The organism is Enterobacter sp. CPE_E890 (genome assembly GCF_046521475.1).
GTDB classification, from domain to species: Bacteria; Pseudomonadota; Gammaproteobacteria; order Enterobacterales; family Enterobacteriaceae; genus Enterobacter; species Enterobacter adelaidei.
Genome location: NZ_JBKFZW010000001.1, coordinates 4245659 through 4260900 on the forward strand (window position 1 = coordinate 4245659; position 15242 = coordinate 4260900).

Annotated in this window: 18 protein-coding genes; 9 read left to right on the top strand and 9 right to left on the bottom strand. The window is 52.7% G+C overall.

Annotation, left to right across the window (positions count from 1 at the left end):
* Positions 1-9: 9 nt before the first annotated feature.
* Positions 10-1065: a sugar phosphate isomerase/epimerase family protein gene (locus ACLHV9_RS20970; RefSeq protein WP_028019658.1), complete on the bottom strand. Its 1056-nt coding sequence runs from the start codon at positions 1063-1065 to the stop codon at positions 10-12.
* 141 nt (positions 1066-1206) lie between these two features.
* Here ACLHV9_RS20970 and ACLHV9_RS20975 point away from each other — a divergent pair, with 141 nt between their 5' ends.
* Positions 1207-1797, top strand: a complete 591-nt coding sequence (locus tag ACLHV9_RS20975) for a TetR/AcrR family transcriptional regulator (protein WP_023333391.1) — start codon at positions 1207-1209, stop codon at positions 1795-1797.
* Positions 1798-1807: 10 nt separating this feature from the next.
* On the opposite strand, the gene ACLHV9_RS20980 is transcribed toward ACLHV9_RS20975, so the two are convergent.
* Positions 1808-2086 carry a hypothetical protein gene (locus ACLHV9_RS20980; RefSeq protein WP_108090463.1) on the bottom strand — a complete coding sequence of 93 codons (279 nt, stop codon included), beginning with the start codon at positions 2084-2086 and terminating at the stop codon, positions 1808-1810.
* Positions 2087-2389: 303 nt separating this feature from the next.
* Here ACLHV9_RS20980 and ACLHV9_RS20985 point away from each other — a divergent pair.
* A protein-coding gene (locus tag ACLHV9_RS20985; protein WP_407197283.1) for an IS1 family transposase occupies positions 2390-3086 on the top strand; the annotation gives its coding sequence in 2 pieces (ribosomal slippage) (positions 2390-2643 and positions 2642-3086; 699 coding nt in all).
* Positions 3087-3248: 162 nt separating this feature from the next.
* On the opposite strand, the gene ACLHV9_RS20990 is transcribed toward ACLHV9_RS20985, so the two are convergent.
* A complete protein-coding gene (locus ACLHV9_RS20990) occupies positions 3249-3503 on the bottom strand; it encodes a hypothetical protein (protein ID WP_050482967.1) in 255 nt (84 codons plus the stop codon).
* Between the two features lie 128 nt (positions 3504-3631).
* On the bottom strand, positions 3632-5179 hold the full coding sequence (locus ACLHV9_RS20995; RefSeq protein WP_407221050.1) for a methyl-accepting chemotaxis protein: 1548 nt from the start codon (positions 5177-5179) through the stop codon (positions 3632-3634).
* A 229-nt stretch (positions 5180-5408) separates the two neighbouring features.
* Here ACLHV9_RS20995 and ACLHV9_RS21000 point away from each other — a divergent pair, with 229 nt between their 5' ends.
* Positions 5409-6449: an aldo/keto reductase gene (locus tag ACLHV9_RS21000; RefSeq protein ID WP_028019654.1), complete on the top strand. Its 1041-nt coding sequence runs from the start codon at positions 5409-5411 to the stop codon at positions 6447-6449.
* Between the two features lie 44 nt (positions 6450-6493).
* Here ACLHV9_RS21000 and ACLHV9_RS21005 read toward each other — a convergent pair whose 3' ends face one another.
* Positions 6494-6982: a TIGR00645 family protein gene (locus ACLHV9_RS21005; protein ID WP_023309169.1), complete on the bottom strand. Its 489-nt coding sequence runs from the start codon at positions 6980-6982 to the stop codon at positions 6494-6496.
* An 81-nt stretch (positions 6983-7063) separates the two neighbouring features.
* On the bottom strand, positions 7064-7567 hold the full coding sequence (locus tag ACLHV9_RS21010) for an ESA_00282 family adhesion-associated protein (protein WP_028019653.1): 504 nt from the start codon (positions 7565-7567) through the stop codon (positions 7064-7066).
* Between the two features lie 103 nt (positions 7568-7670).
* Between ACLHV9_RS21010 and ACLHV9_RS21015 the strand changes: the two genes are divergently transcribed.
* Positions 7671-8075 carry a hypothetical protein gene (locus ACLHV9_RS21015; protein ID WP_028019652.1) on the top strand — a complete coding sequence of 135 codons (405 nt, stop codon included), beginning with the start codon at positions 7671-7673 and terminating at the stop codon, positions 8073-8075.
* Between the two features lies 1 nt (position 8076).
* Complete coding sequence (locus tag ACLHV9_RS21020) at positions 8077-8529, top strand: hypothetical protein (RefSeq protein ID WP_028019651.1); 453 nt, start codon at positions 8077-8079, stop codon at positions 8527-8529.
* 45 nt (positions 8530-8574) lie between these two features.
* Here the strand turns inward: ACLHV9_RS21020 and exbD are convergent, their stop codons facing one another.
* Together exbD and exbB are read right to left on the bottom strand one after the other, a co-directional pair.
* Positions 8575-9000 carry a TonB system transport protein ExbD gene (gene exbD, locus ACLHV9_RS21025; RefSeq protein WP_028019650.1) on the bottom strand — a complete coding sequence of 142 codons (426 nt, stop codon included), beginning with the start codon at positions 8998-9000 and terminating at the stop codon, positions 8575-8577.
* Between the two features lie 4 nt (positions 9001-9004).
* Entirely contained in the window at positions 9005-9736 is a 732-nt protein-coding gene (gene exbB / locus ACLHV9_RS21030; protein ID WP_028019649.1) for a tol-pal system-associated acyl-CoA thioesterase, read from the bottom strand.
* Between the two features lie 251 nt (positions 9737-9987).
* Here exbB and metC point away from each other — a divergent pair, with 251 nt between their 5' ends.
* Both metC and yghB read left to right on the top strand, forming a co-directional pair.
* Positions 9988-11175, top strand: a complete 1188-nt coding sequence (gene metC / locus ACLHV9_RS21035; protein WP_028019648.1) for a cystathionine beta-lyase — start codon at positions 9988-9990, stop codon at positions 11173-11175.
* A gap of 143 nt (positions 11176-11318) precedes the next feature.
* Entirely contained in the window at positions 11319-11978 is a 660-nt protein-coding gene (gene yghB, locus ACLHV9_RS21040; RefSeq protein ID WP_028019647.1) for a DedA family general envelope maintenance protein YghB, read from the top strand.
* 46 nt (positions 11979-12024) lie between these two features.
* Here yghB and ACLHV9_RS21045 read toward each other — a convergent pair whose 3' ends face one another.
* Positions 12025-12924: an AraC family transcriptional regulator gene (locus ACLHV9_RS21045; protein ID WP_049005046.1), complete on the bottom strand. Its 900-nt coding sequence runs from the start codon at positions 12922-12924 to the stop codon at positions 12025-12027.
* Between the two features lie 195 nt (positions 12925-13119).
* On the opposite strand from ACLHV9_RS21045, the gene yqhD reads away from it, so the two are divergent.
* Both yqhD and dkgA read left to right on the top strand, forming a co-directional pair.
* A complete protein-coding gene (yqhD, locus tag ACLHV9_RS21050; RefSeq protein ID WP_108090465.1) occupies positions 13120-14283 on the top strand; it encodes an alcohol dehydrogenase in 1164 nt (387 codons plus the stop codon).
* Positions 14284-14388: 105 nt separating this feature from the next.
* On the top strand, positions 14389-15216 hold the full coding sequence (gene dkgA, locus ACLHV9_RS21055; protein ID WP_049005047.1) for a 2,5-didehydrogluconate reductase DkgA: 828 nt from the start codon (positions 14389-14391) through the stop codon (positions 15214-15216).
* Positions 15217-15242 lie beyond the last annotated feature (26 nt).

Sequence of the window (15242 nt, forward strand, 5' to 3'; positions counted from 1 at the left end):
TGTCGTGGCTTAGCGAATGCCGAGTAATGCGTTAATTTGCTGAGGGTTCACCGGTGCACCGGCGAAATCATCGAAGACTTTATCGGTGATGTGAATAATGTGGTCGCGGATGAACGCAGCCCCTTCTCTGGCACCATCCAGCGGATTTTTCAGACAGCACTCCCATTCCAGGGTTGCCCAGCCGGCATAATCGTATTGAGTCAGCTTCGAGAAAATAGCCCTGAAATCCACCTGGCCGTCACCTAATGAGCGAAAACGTCCTGCACGATCGACCCACGACTGATAGCCACCATAAATACCCTGACGCCCGGTCGGATTAAATTCAGCGTCTTTGACGTGGAACATGTTGATCATGTCCTTATAAATATCAATAAACTCCAGATAGTTAAGCTGCTGTAGCACCATGTGGCTGGGGTCGAAAAGTATCCGGCAGCGGGGATGCTCTTTCACCCTTTGATAAAACATTTCAAACGTCACCCCATCATGCAGATCTTCGCTCGGGTGGATCTCATAGCAGAGGTTAATACCCTGCTCGTCACAGGCGTTAAGCACCGGCATCCAGCGCCTGGCCAGCTCGTCAAAGGCGGTTTCAATTAACCCTTCCGGGCGCTGCGGGAACGGGAACAAATAGGGCCACGCCAGCGAGCCAGAGAAGGTACCCAGATCGCTGAGTCCAAGCCTGGCAGAGGCCTTGACCGCCATCAGCAGCTGTTGCTGTGCCCATTCGCCGCGGGCCAGTGGGTTGCCGTGGACTTCCGGCGGCGCAAAGCTGTCGCATAAGCTGTCGTAAGCAGGATGTACCGCCATCAGTTGGCCGAAGATGTGGCTGGTCAGCTCACTCACCACCAGGCCATGCTCCGCCAGCATACCGGTCAGATCGTCGCAGTAGGTCTGGCTTTCTGCCGCCGTCGCCACGTCGAAGAGACGGCGATCCCATACCGGGATTTGCAGAGCGCTAAACCCCGTTTCCGCCGCCCACCGGGCTATCGCAGGCAAATTATTGAATGGGGCCGCATCATCGCTGAACTGAGCCAGATGGAGAGAGGGACCTTTGAGGGTTTTCATCGTATACTCCTATTGTTTGTCGATTGACAAACAATAGGAGTAAAGCCGGATAACCGCAAGCGAAAATTATAAATTCGTTGGTAATCCAGATGATTTAGGCGATCCTGTTTCACTGAATTCAGGACCAACCGGAGCAACAAAATGGCAGGCAGACCGCGCCAGTTCGATCGTGACCAGGCGCTTATCAAAGCGCGCAACCTGTTCTGGCGACAGGGTTATGAAGGAACCTCAATGTCGGATCTGGTGGCAGAGCTGGGGATTGCATCGGCACGGATTTACAAGGCGTTCGGTTCAAAAGAGCAGCTCTTTCGGGAAGCTATCGCCGATTACGAAAAACAGGAAGGCGGTTTTGCGGATCGGGCCTTATCCGCAGGGGGCAACGTGCGGGATACCATCCAGACGCTGTTAATGGATGCGGTTCACCTGTACTGCCATCCGGATTTGCCGCAAGGATGTATGGTGGTGGCCTCTGCAGCCAGCGTCAGTGCGGAAAATGAAACGCTCAAAACCTGGCTGGCACAGCATCGCCTGCAGCGTACGCAGCAGATCATCGATCGTCTCCACCAGGCAGTGCATAACGGTGAACTGCCGGATACGACCGATGCAGAGAGTCTGGGAGACTATTTTGCCGTCTTTTTACATGGTTTGTCGGTGCAGGCCAGAGACGGTGTTCCTGAATCTCGTTTGCAGGCGGCGGTTAAGCAAGCGCTTAGCCTGCTGCCGCATTGCTGAGTGCGAAGCATCAATGATGATCGTCGTACTGATGCTCAATCACCATCCCTTCCGCCACGCTCGCCACATGCCGCGCACGCGGGTGATAAACCGGAGCAGGCGCTGGCGCGGCATAGACCGTTTGTGACGGTGCAGGCGCGACGGCTACCGCCTGCGGAACCGTGGTGGATGACGGGACAATCACCACTTTATAACCGCTCGGGACATCCACGGTGACGCTTTGCGCCATTGCTGAATTAACCATAGCCAAGCCTGCCATGACGGCCAATACAATATAGGACTTTTTCATAGACTGTATTATTTCCGGTAAAATAAGAAAATTAATAATGTCGGGAGGAGCTTAAGGCTATATTAATTCCCATCGCCGTTACGGTGCAGAAAATGCCAAATATATTGTTACATTAACACATGAAAATAATAACGTAGGCCGGGCAAGGCGCAGCCGCCCGGCAACATAAAACAATTTTAATTAATCGCGATATGACCTTCCGGCGTATTTATCCAGCGCGGCGCTTTCAGCGTATCGGCGTAATATCCGGTAATGGTGCCAACTTACTGATTTAGTGTATGATGGTGTTTTTGAGGTGCTCCAGTGGCTTCTGTTTCTATCAGCTGTCCCTCCTGTTCAGCTACTGAAGGCGTGGTGCGTAACGGTAAAAGTACTGCCGGACATCAGCGCTATCTCTGCTCTCACTGCCGTAAAACATGGCAGCTACAGTTCACTTACACCGCTTCTCAACCCGGTACGCATCAGAAAATCATTGATATGGCCATGAATGGCGTCGGATGTCGCGCCAGTGCACGCATTATGGGCGTTGGCCTCAACACGATTTTACGTCACTTAAAAACTCAGACCGCAGTCGGTAACCTCACGCATACAACCGGGCAGTGACGTCATTGTTTGCGCGGAAATGGACGAACAGTGGGGTTATGTCGGCGCTAAATCACGCCAGCGCTGGTTGTTTTACGCGTATGACAGGATACGGAGGACGGTTGTGGCGCACGTATTCGGTGAACGCACGTTGTCCACGCTGGAGCGTCTTCTGGGCCTGCTGTCGGCCTTTGAGGTCGTGGTATGGATGACGGATGGCTGGCCGCTTTATGAATCACGCCTGAAGGGAGAACTGCACGTTATCAGCAAGCGATATACGCAGCGCATTGAGCGGCATAACCTGAATCTGAGGCAACATCTGGCAAGGCTGGGCAGGAAGTCACTGTCGTTCTCAAAATCGGTGGAGCTGCATGACAAAGTCATCGGGCATTATCTGAACATAAAACACTATCAGTAAGTTGGAGTCATTACCTAATATCCCACCAGCTCACACAGCAAATCCTCTATCACGCGCGCCATCTCCTCTGGCAGGGCGCGGCCGATCAGCAACTGGGTTAAGACCTGGCAGTATTGCCCGAGCCGACAAGGGGCATTCCCGGAAGCCGTCTCGCAAATCTAATTAATACTTAATATCCCGCGCTTTTTGCCGTCCGGCCTGTTTCATCTGACGCTTGTCCTGACGGCAGTCGTGATTACTCTGGTTATTGTTCGCCACGCAGGTCTGCTTCACCTGCCGTGACGCGTCGCGGGTTTCCTGCCTGACATCACGCGACACACGCCGCTCTTGCGCCTGCTGGGTGGCGCTGACAGATACCGAAAACAGCACAAGAAACATGAAAGATAGTACAGGGATGACGGACAACGATCTGTTCATAGCAACACCTCATAGAAGAGAGCCCAGAACGTCAGGGGGGTTAGCAAAAGAATAGCAGTTTCAGCGCGCGCTGAATGAGGAAGGCGTTAATAATACAAGGCCGCACAAGGCGGCCTTGCAACGTTGCGTTATGCCGTCAGGCGGAACTTTTGCACCGAGCGCTGAAGATCTTCGGTCTGACGCTCCAGCGCTGCCGCTGCTGCGGAAACCTCTTCCACCAGCGAGGCGTTTTGCTGGGTAACGCCGTCCATCTGGGTAATGGCAATCCCGACCTGCGAAATGCCCTTGCTTTGCTCCTCAGAGGCGGAGGCGATTTGCTTCATAATGGTTGTCACTTCCGTCACGTCGCGCAAAATCGCATCCATGGTGGTACCTGTGTCGCCCACCAGCTGAGCCCCCTGCTCTACCCGAATAACGGAATCAGCGATCAGCCCTTCAATTTCTTTTGCCGCGTTGGCGCTACGGCTTGCCAGGTTACGGACTTCACCCGCAACCACGGCGAAACCACGCCCCTGCTCACCCGCGCGTGCCGCTTCAACGGCCGCATTGAGTGCCAGAATGTTGGTCTGGAAGGCAATGCTGTTGATGACGTTAGTGATTTCAGCAATTTTCTTCGAGCTTTCAGAAATGCCGCTCATGGTGGTCACCACTTCTTCCACCAGCGAGCCGCCACGGCTGGCGGTGGTCGATGCCACATCTGCCAGTTGGCTTGCCTGACGCGCGCTTTCCGCATTCAGTTTCACGGTTGCAGTCAGTTGTTCCATGCTGGCAGCCGTCTCTTCCAGTGCGGCAGCCTGCTCTTCGGTACGGGAAGAGAGATCGTTATTACCACTGGAGATTTCCGTCGCACCGCGCCAGATATTTTCACTGCCGGAGCGGATAGTGCTGACCGCTTCGCGCAGACTGTCCTGCATCGCGCTCAACAGAGGAACCAACTGTCCCACGCAGTTGCGGCCGAAGGGTTCAATTGGCTGACTGAGATCGCCCTGGGCAATCTGGCGGAACTGCTGGCGAATGCGGTCCAGCGGTTTGACCAGCATCGCGACCAGGTAGCGGTCGGTGAAAAGCAGGATCAGCAGGCCGATAATAGTGGCGGTGATAATCACCGTACGCGTCATGCTGGTCAGGTTGTCCACCACCACGCGGGTGCTGTCGAGCGCCTTCGCGGCCGCGTTGTTAAAGTTCTCGGCAGCAGCACCAAACGCGCGGCTTAGCGGCGGGGTAACGTTATTGGCCTGCTGGCGATAGCCATCCAGAGTCTCCAGCTTCGCCTGCTGCATTTGCGGCGTGATACCTTGATCAAGCAACGCCTGCCAGGTACCGATGACCTGAGCAGAAATCTGTTCGTCCATTGGTCCTGGCGAGATCGCTTTCATCTCGGCCAGTTTCTTACCCATGTTATCCAGTGCCTGTTGGGCAGAGGCCAAATCCGGCGTGCCGCCTGCGGCTTTGACTTCCATCGCACGGCTCAAACGGGTCACAAAGCGGAAATACTGATCGTTGCCCTGACTGAGTACCGTCATCTGTTTGACCAGTTGACGATCCACGTCATTGCCATCCGAAACACGCGAAAGGGACCAGGTACTGTACAGGCCAACACCCGCCCACATTAAACAAAAGATCCCGAGAATCGTCAGCATGACGAAGCGGATCGTGAAATTACGGAGCATATTCATAAGTCTTCCTTGCCGTGAGGGTGAATTCGCCCAGAGGCGAGTACTTCTCTCGTTATCGGCAGGAACCGGGGAAATTATAACGTTTTGTGATCATTTTTGATTAGCGTGGCTTCATTAGTCACACAGCTGACGTTAACCATCACCTCGCGCTTAGTTATGTCATTTGTGATGTGATAAGTTCAGAATGAAAACGTTGTTTCGAAAATTCAACGATAAAAAAGGAGACATCATGTCCTGGAACCCTGACCCCGCCCGCTATGAAAATATGCAGTACCGCTACTGCGGAAAAAGCGGCTTGCGCCTGCCAGCACTATCGCTTGGTTTGTGGCATAGCTTTGGCCACGTACACCCTCTCGAATCCCAGCGCGCGCTGCTGCGCAAAGCCTTCGATCTCGGTATTACCCATTTTGATCTTGCCAACAACTACGGCCCACCGGCGGGTAGTGCAGAAGAAAATTTTGGCCGCCTTCTGCGGGAGGATTTTGCCGGGTATCGCGACGAACTGATTATCTCCACTAAAGCGGGTTACGACATGTGGTCGGGGCCGTATGGGTCAGGCGGTTCGCGCAAATATTTGCTTGCCAGTCTCGATCAAAGTCTGAAGCGGATGGGTCTGGAGTATGTTGATATTTTCTATTCCCATCGCGTCGATGAAAATACGCCGATGGAAGAGACTGCGGCGGCACTGGCCCATGCTGTGCAAAGCGGTAAAGCGCTGTATATCGGGATTTCATCCTATTCAACGGAGCGCACCCAGAAAATGGCTGACCTGTTGCGTGAGTGGAAAATTCCGCTGCTTATTCATCAGCCATCCTACAACCTGCTCAACCGCTGGGTAGATAACACCGGCCTGCTGGATACGCTTAAGCAAAACGGGACGGGTTGCATTGCGTTTACCCCGCTGGCGCAGGGGTTGCTTACCGGAAAATACCTGAACGGGATCCCTGAAGATTCTCGCATGCAGCGCGAGGGTAAAAAGGTACGCGGCCTGACGGAAAAAATGCTGACCGAAGCCAATCTCAACAGCCTGCGTTTGCTGAGTGAAATGGCGCATGTCCGTGGACAGACGATGGCGCAGATGGCGCTAAGCTGGTTGCTCAAGGATGAACGCGTTACCTCAGTGCTGATCGGTGCAAGTCGCCCGGCCCAGATCGAAGAAAACGTTCGGGCCCTGGATAACCTGCACTTCAGCGAAGATGAGCTGGAAAGGATTGATCGACATGTTGCGGACGGGGAGTTGAACCTGTGGCAGGCATCATCAGATAAATAGGTCATTTCGCCCCCTCAGCCCGTAGGCCGAGGGGGACACGTACTTTACTTCTTACTGATCTTATCCAGATACCCCATCACAAACGCTGACAACACAAACGTCAGATGGATAATGACGTACCACATCAGTTTGTTATCCGGGACATTTTTCGCGTCCATAAATACGCGTAACAGGTGGATAGAGGAGATTGCCACAATCGACGCGGCCACTTTATTCTTCAGCGATGAAGCATCCATTTTGCCCAGCCAGCTGAGCTTCTCTTTACGCTCGTCGATATCAAGCTGGGAGACAAAATTTTCGTAGCCAGAGAACATCACCATCACCAGCAGTCCGCCCACCAGGGTCATATCTACCAGCGACAGCAGAACCAGAATCAAATCCGCTTCGGCAATGGAAAAAATGTTCGGCAAAACATGCCAGATTTCCTGAAAGAACTTAATCGTCAGAGCGATAAGCGCCAGCGAAAGGCCAAAATAGACGGGAGCCAGTATCCAGCGAGAGGCGTACATGGCATTTTCAAAAAAGCGTTCCATAAAGTCCTGTTTGCAAAAGAAACCAGCGCCCAGTATATCTCAACGGCGCTGACTGTTTGCAATAACTCAACGGTACGTCACTCAGACGTTATCCGGGTTAACCTCCGGACGTGCGTACTCCGGCCAGACAAGCGCCACCAGCTCAGGATAGGCTTCCAGACTGAACTCACGAAAGCACTGACGCAGATTTAATACGTCGAGGTCGGAATATGATACTTTCTCACCGTTCAGACAGCGTTTTTTGATATTATCATAATATTTATACACTGCTGAATTCAGGTCGCTGCAGCGACGCTGTGCCTCAAACAGTCCGGGCGTATCATTAATTTCCGACATTTTCATGCGTTTAATTGTCGCGTGTAAAAAGTCGATATATTCATGGTTCACCCGCCAGTACCAAACAGGCGTTACTGAGTTCATCAATACAGAGAAATGATCTTCCCCTTCCTCTTTTGTCATCCGTTCAGGTTGTGGAGGTTCACTGGCGTCCTTCGACACTTTCGTTTTATTGAATTCCTGCATCAATAAAAGAACACCAGCGGTCAGTAATAGTAATGTGATGACCGTAAAAAAGATGCTGTTCATGGGTAGGCTCCATTTTTTTTGATTTTAAAATTGCCTCATGATATTGTCAACGAATCTCACGCCTTTACCAACCCCACCCTGTTGAAATTAAAGGAAATTAAAAATGCTGCCCGACTATCTCGTCCCGGCTAAGTACCACATTGCGTCTGTGGAACAGCAACCCGCGGAAGCAGAAAAAGAGGCGAGTTTCACTCAGGGAAAAAGAAAGCTCTCCGATTTCGAGCCTGACATATTAATTGGCGTTTCCCAAACAGGGAAATCCCGTAATATGTTGCTGGAAGAGCACGATCGTCATATAAAGGACCGCTTATTTCGCGCTATAAAAATTGAAGCCTTTGTCCATCTGCTGAATGACCTGCAAGCCGAAGGCGAAATAGATGCCCAGAAACTAAGTCAAATAATGGCCGAAAAAACAGAAGAAATAAATGAAGCGGGCAATGAAATTTGGCTTAATCTAATTACACGAGAAAAAAACAACCCTATATTTTACACCCTGGGGGAAGATTAACGTGAAAGAAATTAAAAATAACGACGTTTATTTGACTTTAGATGATAAAAAAAGTGATGAATTTATCTTAAAGCAAAATCTCGACGCGCTGAGAAAGACAAAAAATGACGAGATGACGCGTATAACACAAGATTTGGTATCGATCCCGGCGACGCTCGTGCGTCTGAAATGGCAGAATCGCCGTGAAATTTACCCGCTACAGGTCAAAGAAGAAATTTACGGTGCCGTGGTGAATGCCATCATCGAGCAGCGTCCAGAACTGAAAGAGAAGGTGCTGGGACGTCTTGAGGCCAATTATCAGTATCTGCTTGCCAGAGAAATCGCCACCCTGCGTCTGACGCGCAAGCTGTCAGACGGTGAGTACCGTACCTCAAACGTCACCTGCGTGGCGCTTGATGAGGACGCGCTGGCTTCTCACCCGACCGCTCCTGCATCCACTGATACAAAAAAATAATCAAACCGATATGCATAAAAAAAGCCGGCTTTCGCCAGCTCTTTTTTACTTCACGGTCGCTTTCTCTTCGCCGACCAGCCCAATCTTCAGATAACCCGCCTGATGCAGCGTGTCCATTACCTTCATCATGGTTTCATAATCGACGGTTTTATCCGCACGGAAGAAGACCGTGGTGTCCTTCTTGCCACCCGTGAGCTGATCCAGTGCCGGGATGACAGAGTCGGCCGTCACCGGGTCGTTCCCGAGGAACATGGATTTATCCGCTTTTACCGAGATATAGATTGGCTTCTCCGGGCGCGGCTGTGGCTGGCTGGAAGAGGCAGGTAGATTCACCTTCACATCCACCGTCGCCAGCGGCGCAGCCACCATGAAGATAATCAGCAGAACCAGCATAACGTCGATAAACGGCGTTACGTTGATTTCATGCATTTCGCCGTTATCGTCCAGATTTTCGTTCAGACGCATCGCCATAGCATCAACCTGCGCGCAGTTTAGACGCCGCGTGCACCGGCTTAACCGAGCTGGCATTCAAATCAAGATCGCGACTTTGCAGTAGCAGAACCTGTGCTGCAACATCACCGAGAGTGGCTTTGTAACTGCCAATCATACGCGCGAAGATGTTGTAGATAACCACAGCCGGGATTGCGGCAACCAGACCGATTGCCGTCGCCAGCAGCGCTTCCGCGATACCCGGCGCAACCACCGCAAGGTTGGTAGTTTGAGACTGCGCGATACCGATAAAGCTGTTCATGATGCCCCAGACCGTACCGAAAAGCCCGATGAACGGCGAGATCGCGCCGATCGTCGCCAGATAACCATTGCCACGGCCCATATGTCGACCTACAGCGGCAACACGACGCTCCAGACGGAAGCCGGTACGTTCTTTAATACCTTCGTTATCTTCACTGCCAGCGGAAAGTTCCAGCTCGTTCTGAGCTTCATTAACTAACAGGGTGGTCAGGCTTTTTACGTGGAAGGATGAGGTCATATCTGAAGCCTGATCCAGAGAGCGGGCTTCAGCCAGTTGCTGTTGCTCCCGCTTAAGGCGACGCTTCTGCGAAAGCAGCTCAGCACTTTTGCTGAAGAAGATAGCCCATGTGACAACGGACGCCAGAATCAGGCCGATCATCACAATCTTAACCACGATGTCAGCATGTTGATACATGCCCCAAACGGAGAGATCCGTCTGCATCAAATTATTACCCACTCTGTATCTCCAGGACGCAAATCACAAAATCTGAACGTAATAATATCAAAACATCGTCGAATTGATAGTAGTTCTCATTAGTATTTGCATGGTGCCGTAATTTTCGCTCACTTTCCTTGCGCTTACGCAGTAAAAATTTCTTATGCGGTTTTTTGCTAATATTTCCTGCTTATTCGATAAGCATCCGGGTGCAGTTTTTTACAATCGTGGTAGTCTGGACGTCCAGACGTATAAAAACAGGGTTAGCGAACATGACAAAGAAGCATCTTGATACCACGCTGGTACAGGCAGGACGCAGCAAAAAATACACCCAGGGATCGGTCAATAGCGTGATTCAACGAGCCTCCTCACTGGTATTTGATACCGTTGAGGAGAAAAAAATCGCCACGCGTAACCGCGCAAAAGGCGGACTTTTTTATGGTCGTCGCGGCACGCTAACCCATTTTTCACTCCAGGAGGCCATGTGCGAACTGGAAGGCGGCGTGGGCTGTGCGCTGTTCCCGTGTGGTGCGGCAGCCGTCGCCAATACCATTCTGGCGTTTGTGGAACAAGGCGATCATATTCTGATGACCAACACCGCCTATGAACCCAGCCAGGACTTCTGCACCAAAATCCTCAGTAAGCTCGGCGTAACAACCGGTTGGTTCGACCCGCTGATCGGCGAAGGCATCGCAGAACTTATTCAGCCAAACACGCGTATCGTGTTCCTGGAATCTCCAGGGTCACTCACCATGGAAGTCCACGACGTCCCGGCTATCGTGAAAGCGGTTCGTAGCAAAGCGCCAGAAGCGATCATCATGATCGACAACACGTGGGCGGCGGGCGTGCTGTTTAAAGCACTGGAGTTTGACATTGATATCTCGATCCAGGCGGCGACCAAATACCTGATTGGCCATTCTGACGGCATGATTGGCACTGCGGTATCCAATGCACGCTGCTGGGATCAGCTGCGTGAAAATGCCTACCTGATGGGGCAAATGGTGGATGCGGATACCGCCTACATGACCAGCCGCGGGCTCCGTACGCTGGGCGTGCGCCTGCGTCAGCATCACGAAAGCAGCCTGAAAATAGCCGAATGGCTGGCGCAACACCCGCAGGTTGAGCGCGTCAACCATCCGGCGTTGCCCGGCAGCAAAGGTCATGAATACTGGCAACGGGACTTTACGGGGAGTAGCGGTTTGTTCTCATTCGTTCTTAAAAAACGGCTGAATAATGACGAACTGGCAAACTATCTGGATAATTTTACCCTCTTCAGCATGGCCTACTCCTGGGGCGGCTTTGAATCCCTGATCCTGCCAAACCAACCGGAGCAGATCGCGGCTTTGCGTCCCGGTGGTGAAGTGGACTTCAGCGGAACCCTGATCCGACTGCATATCGGTTTAGAAAATGTTGACGATTTAATCGCGGATTTAACAGCAGGGTTTGAGCGTATCGTGTAGAGTGCTGGCTGAAAATGTACTCCCTGGACGTTTTTGTGAACATTGCCACCAGAAAAGTCCGCATTAGTTGCGCCCGGGATCAAACCCGAAGCGCAAATAAAGGAGTACAATAGCTCTATATCTGCTGTTCCACAGGAAAGTCCATGGCTGTTATTCAAGATATTATCGCAGCGCTCTGGCAACACGATTTTGCCGCGCTGGCGGACCCTCACGTCTTAGGTATCGTCTATTTCGTGATGTTCGCGACTCTGTTTCTGGAAAATGGATTACTGCCAGCGTCATTTTTACCCGGTGACAGTTTGCTTTTACTTGCCGGGGCGTTGATCGGCAAAGGCGTCATGGACTTCACGCCAACGATGGTGATCCTCACTTCCGCAGCCAGCCTGGGCTGCTGGCTGAGCTATTTGCAGGGCCGCTGGCTTGGGAACACGCGCGTCGTGAAAAGCTGGCTGGCCCAGTTACCGCATAAATATCATCAACGTGCGACCTGCATGTTTGATCGGCATGGCCTGCTGGCACTGCTGGCCGGGCGTTTTCTGGCGTTTGTTCGTACTCTGCTGCCAACAATGGCGGGCATTTCTGGTCTGTCGAACCGCCGCTTCCAGTTCTTTAACTGGCTGAGCGCCCTGTTGTGGGTTGGTGTGGTCACGACGCTCGGCTACGCGCTGAATATGATCCCGTTCGTGAAACACCACGAAGATCAGGTGATGACCTTCCTGATGGTGCTGCCGATTTTCCTGCTGGTGGCAGGGCTGGTAGGGACCATCGCGGTAGTGATTAAGAAAAAGTACTGCAGTGCATAAACAAAAGCCGGGTGGCGCTACCGCTTACCCGGCCTAAGCTTCCCCTTCACGCTCCCTGCATGGTTCTTATACGTGACGCATCTTCCCCCGGCGTGACGCCGAAGTAGCGCTTAAACTCCCGACTGAACTGCGACGCACTTTCATAGCCCACCCTCATCGCCGCCGCGCTGGCCTTCATGCCATCGTGGATCATCAGCATTCGCGCCTTATGCAGGCGGTAGGTTTTGAGATACTGCAGCGGTGAAGTGCTGGTCACCGACTTAAAATTATGGTGAAACGCCGAGACACTCATATTCGCTTCTGCCGCGAGTTGGTCGACGCTCAGGTTTTCCGTGTACTGACTTTCAATACGCTTGAGCACGCGGCTTATCAGGCTGAAGTGGGTCTGTCGGCTCACCAGCGCGAGTAAAGCCCCTCCCCCCGGCCCCAGCAGTACATGGTAGAGAATTTCGCGGATAATCTGCTTGCCGAGAATACGTGCATCCAGCGGCCTTTCCATCACGTCCAGCAGACGCTCAATGGCGCAGAGGATCTCTTCAGATAATGTCGCGGAGTTAATCCCACTTGACGCCATTGACGGCTGAAAAAGCTCGTCCTCGCCAATCTCCATCAGCAGCTCCTGCAACTGAAGAATATCGACATTGACGCGAATACCCGCCAGCGGAACGGCCTCTGTCGCGAAAGTTTCACATTCAAAGGGTAAAGGTACTGTCAGCAGCAGGTATTCATTGGTGTCGTAACGGAAGACTCGTTCATTGATATAGCCAATTTTATGGCCAGAAAAGAGAAAAACGATGCCTGGTTGATACATGACCGGCGTGCGCGTTCCGGGTTGCGTACCGTAGAGCAGGCGAATGTCCGGCAGCAAATTGCTGACACCATTTTCATTATCTATCAGTCTCTTAATCTGCATTGTGAGCTGATGACAGATCGCTTCACGGTTCATATTACGTTACTCCGGGTACGGTTTCCGACGTTGATAGTGTGCGTGCTTTTCCGCGCTTTCTCCAGCGCTCTGTAGAAATGGGCAAGACATCGGCAGGAATGTGCATTGAGAGGATAGCCCCGGACAGCCACAATGTGCAGCATCAGGTAGCCTTCTGCGCCACCACGATTTTTCACCCACATAAGGGAACGAGCAATGAACAACTTTAATCTCCACACCCCAACCCGCATTCTGTTTGGTAAAGGCGCTATTGCCGAGTTGCGCGCACAGATCCCTGCTGACGCCCGCGTACTGATCACCTACGGTGGCGGCAGCGTGAAAAAAACCGGCGTGCTGGATCAGGTTTACAGTGCCCTGGAAGGTCTGGACGTGCATGAATTCGGCGGTATTGAGCCAAACCCGTCTTACGAAACGCTGATGAATGCAGTGAAAATCGCCCGCGAAGAGAACATCACCTTCCTGCTGGCCGTTGGCGGTGGCTCAGTGCTGGATGGCACTAAATTCATCGCCGCAGCGGCACATTACGCTGACGGCATCGACCCATGGCATATCCTGGAAACCCGTGGCAGCGATGTGAAAAGCGCTATCCCGATGGGCTCGGTACTGACTCTGCCAGCCACAGGCTCTGAATCCAACAAAGGTGCCGTGATCTCCCGCAAAACCACCGGTGATAAACAGGCCTTTATGAACGAACACGTTCAGCCTGTGTTCGCCATCCTCGACCCGGTTTACACCTACACCCTGCCTGCACGTCAGGTGGCTAACGGTGTGGTCGACGCCTTTGTGCATACCGTTGAGCAGTACGTGACCTACCCGGTGGATGCCAAAATTCAGGATCGCTTCGCGGAAGGCATTTTGCTGACACTGGTTGAAGAAGGTCCGAAAGCGCTGAAAGAGCCAGAAAACTACGATGTTCGCGCCAATGTGATGTGGGCGGCAACGCAGGCACTTAATGGCCTGATCGGTGCGGGTGTGCCTCAGGACTGGGCAACCCATATGCTGGGCCACGAACTGACGGCCATGCACGGTCTGGATCACGCTCAGACGCTGGCCGTAGTACTGCCTGCGCTGTGGAACGAAAAACGTGACACCAAACGCGCCAAACTGCTGCAGTACGCCGAGCGCGTGTGGAACATTACCGAAGGTTCTGACGATGCGCGTATTGATGCCGCCATCGAAGCGACCCGCAACTTCTTTGAAGGCCTGGGCGTGCCAACGCGTCTCTCTGGCTACGGCCTGGATGGTAGCTCCATCCCTGCCCTGCTGGCGAAACTGGAAGAACACGGTATGACTCACCTGGGTGAGCACGGCGACATCACGCTGGACGTGAGCCGTCGTATCTACGAAGCGGCACGCTAAGCGTTTTTGTCCTCCCGACTTTCGTTTTTTGACATTTCGTCCAGACTTAATGCACACCCCATCGTCGGAGAAACCCTCCGACGATGCGCACCTGAAGGAGGAAAAATGGCAAACCAAACCGTAATCAGGCTGAAGGACGGCAACGTGATGCCCCAACTGGGGCTCGGCGTATGGAAAGCCGGTAACGACGAGGTCGTCTCCGCCATTCATAAAGCCCTGGAAGTCGGCTACAGGTCGATTGATACCGCCGCTGCGTACAAAAACGAAGACGGTGTGGGTAAGGCACTGGCCAGCGCTGGCCTGCCCCGCGACGACCTTTTCATTACCACTAAACTGTGGAACGACGATCAAAAGCGCCCCCGCGAAGCTCTGCAGGAGAGCCTGGACAAGCTCCAGCTCGATTACATCGATCTCTGGCTGATGCACTGGCCTGTTCCGGCTATCGACCATTATGTTGATGCCTGGAAAGGAATGATTGAGCTGCAAAAAGAGGGGCGGGTGAAAAGTATCGGTGTCTGTAATTTCCAGGTTCACCATCTGCAGCGCCTGATCGACGAGACGGGTATCGCTCCTGTCATCAATCAGATCGAGCTGCACCCGCTGATGCAGCAGCGCCAGCTTCACGCCTGGAACGCAACCCACAATATCCAGACCGAATCCTGGAGCCCGCTGGCTCAGGGTGGTGAAGGCGTATTTGATCAGAAAATTATTCGCGACCTGGCGGATAAATACGGTAAGACGCCAGCACAGATTGTGATTCGCTGGCATCTGGATAACGGCCTGGTGGTGATCCCGAAATCGGTCACCCCTTCGCGCATCGCCGAGAACTTCGACGTCTGGGATTTCCGCCTGGACAAAGATGAGTTGGGTGAGATTGCGAAACTGGATAAGGGCAAACGGCTTGGGCCAGACCCGGATCAGTTTGGCGGATAGATAAAAAAAACCCCGGCTTGCCGGGG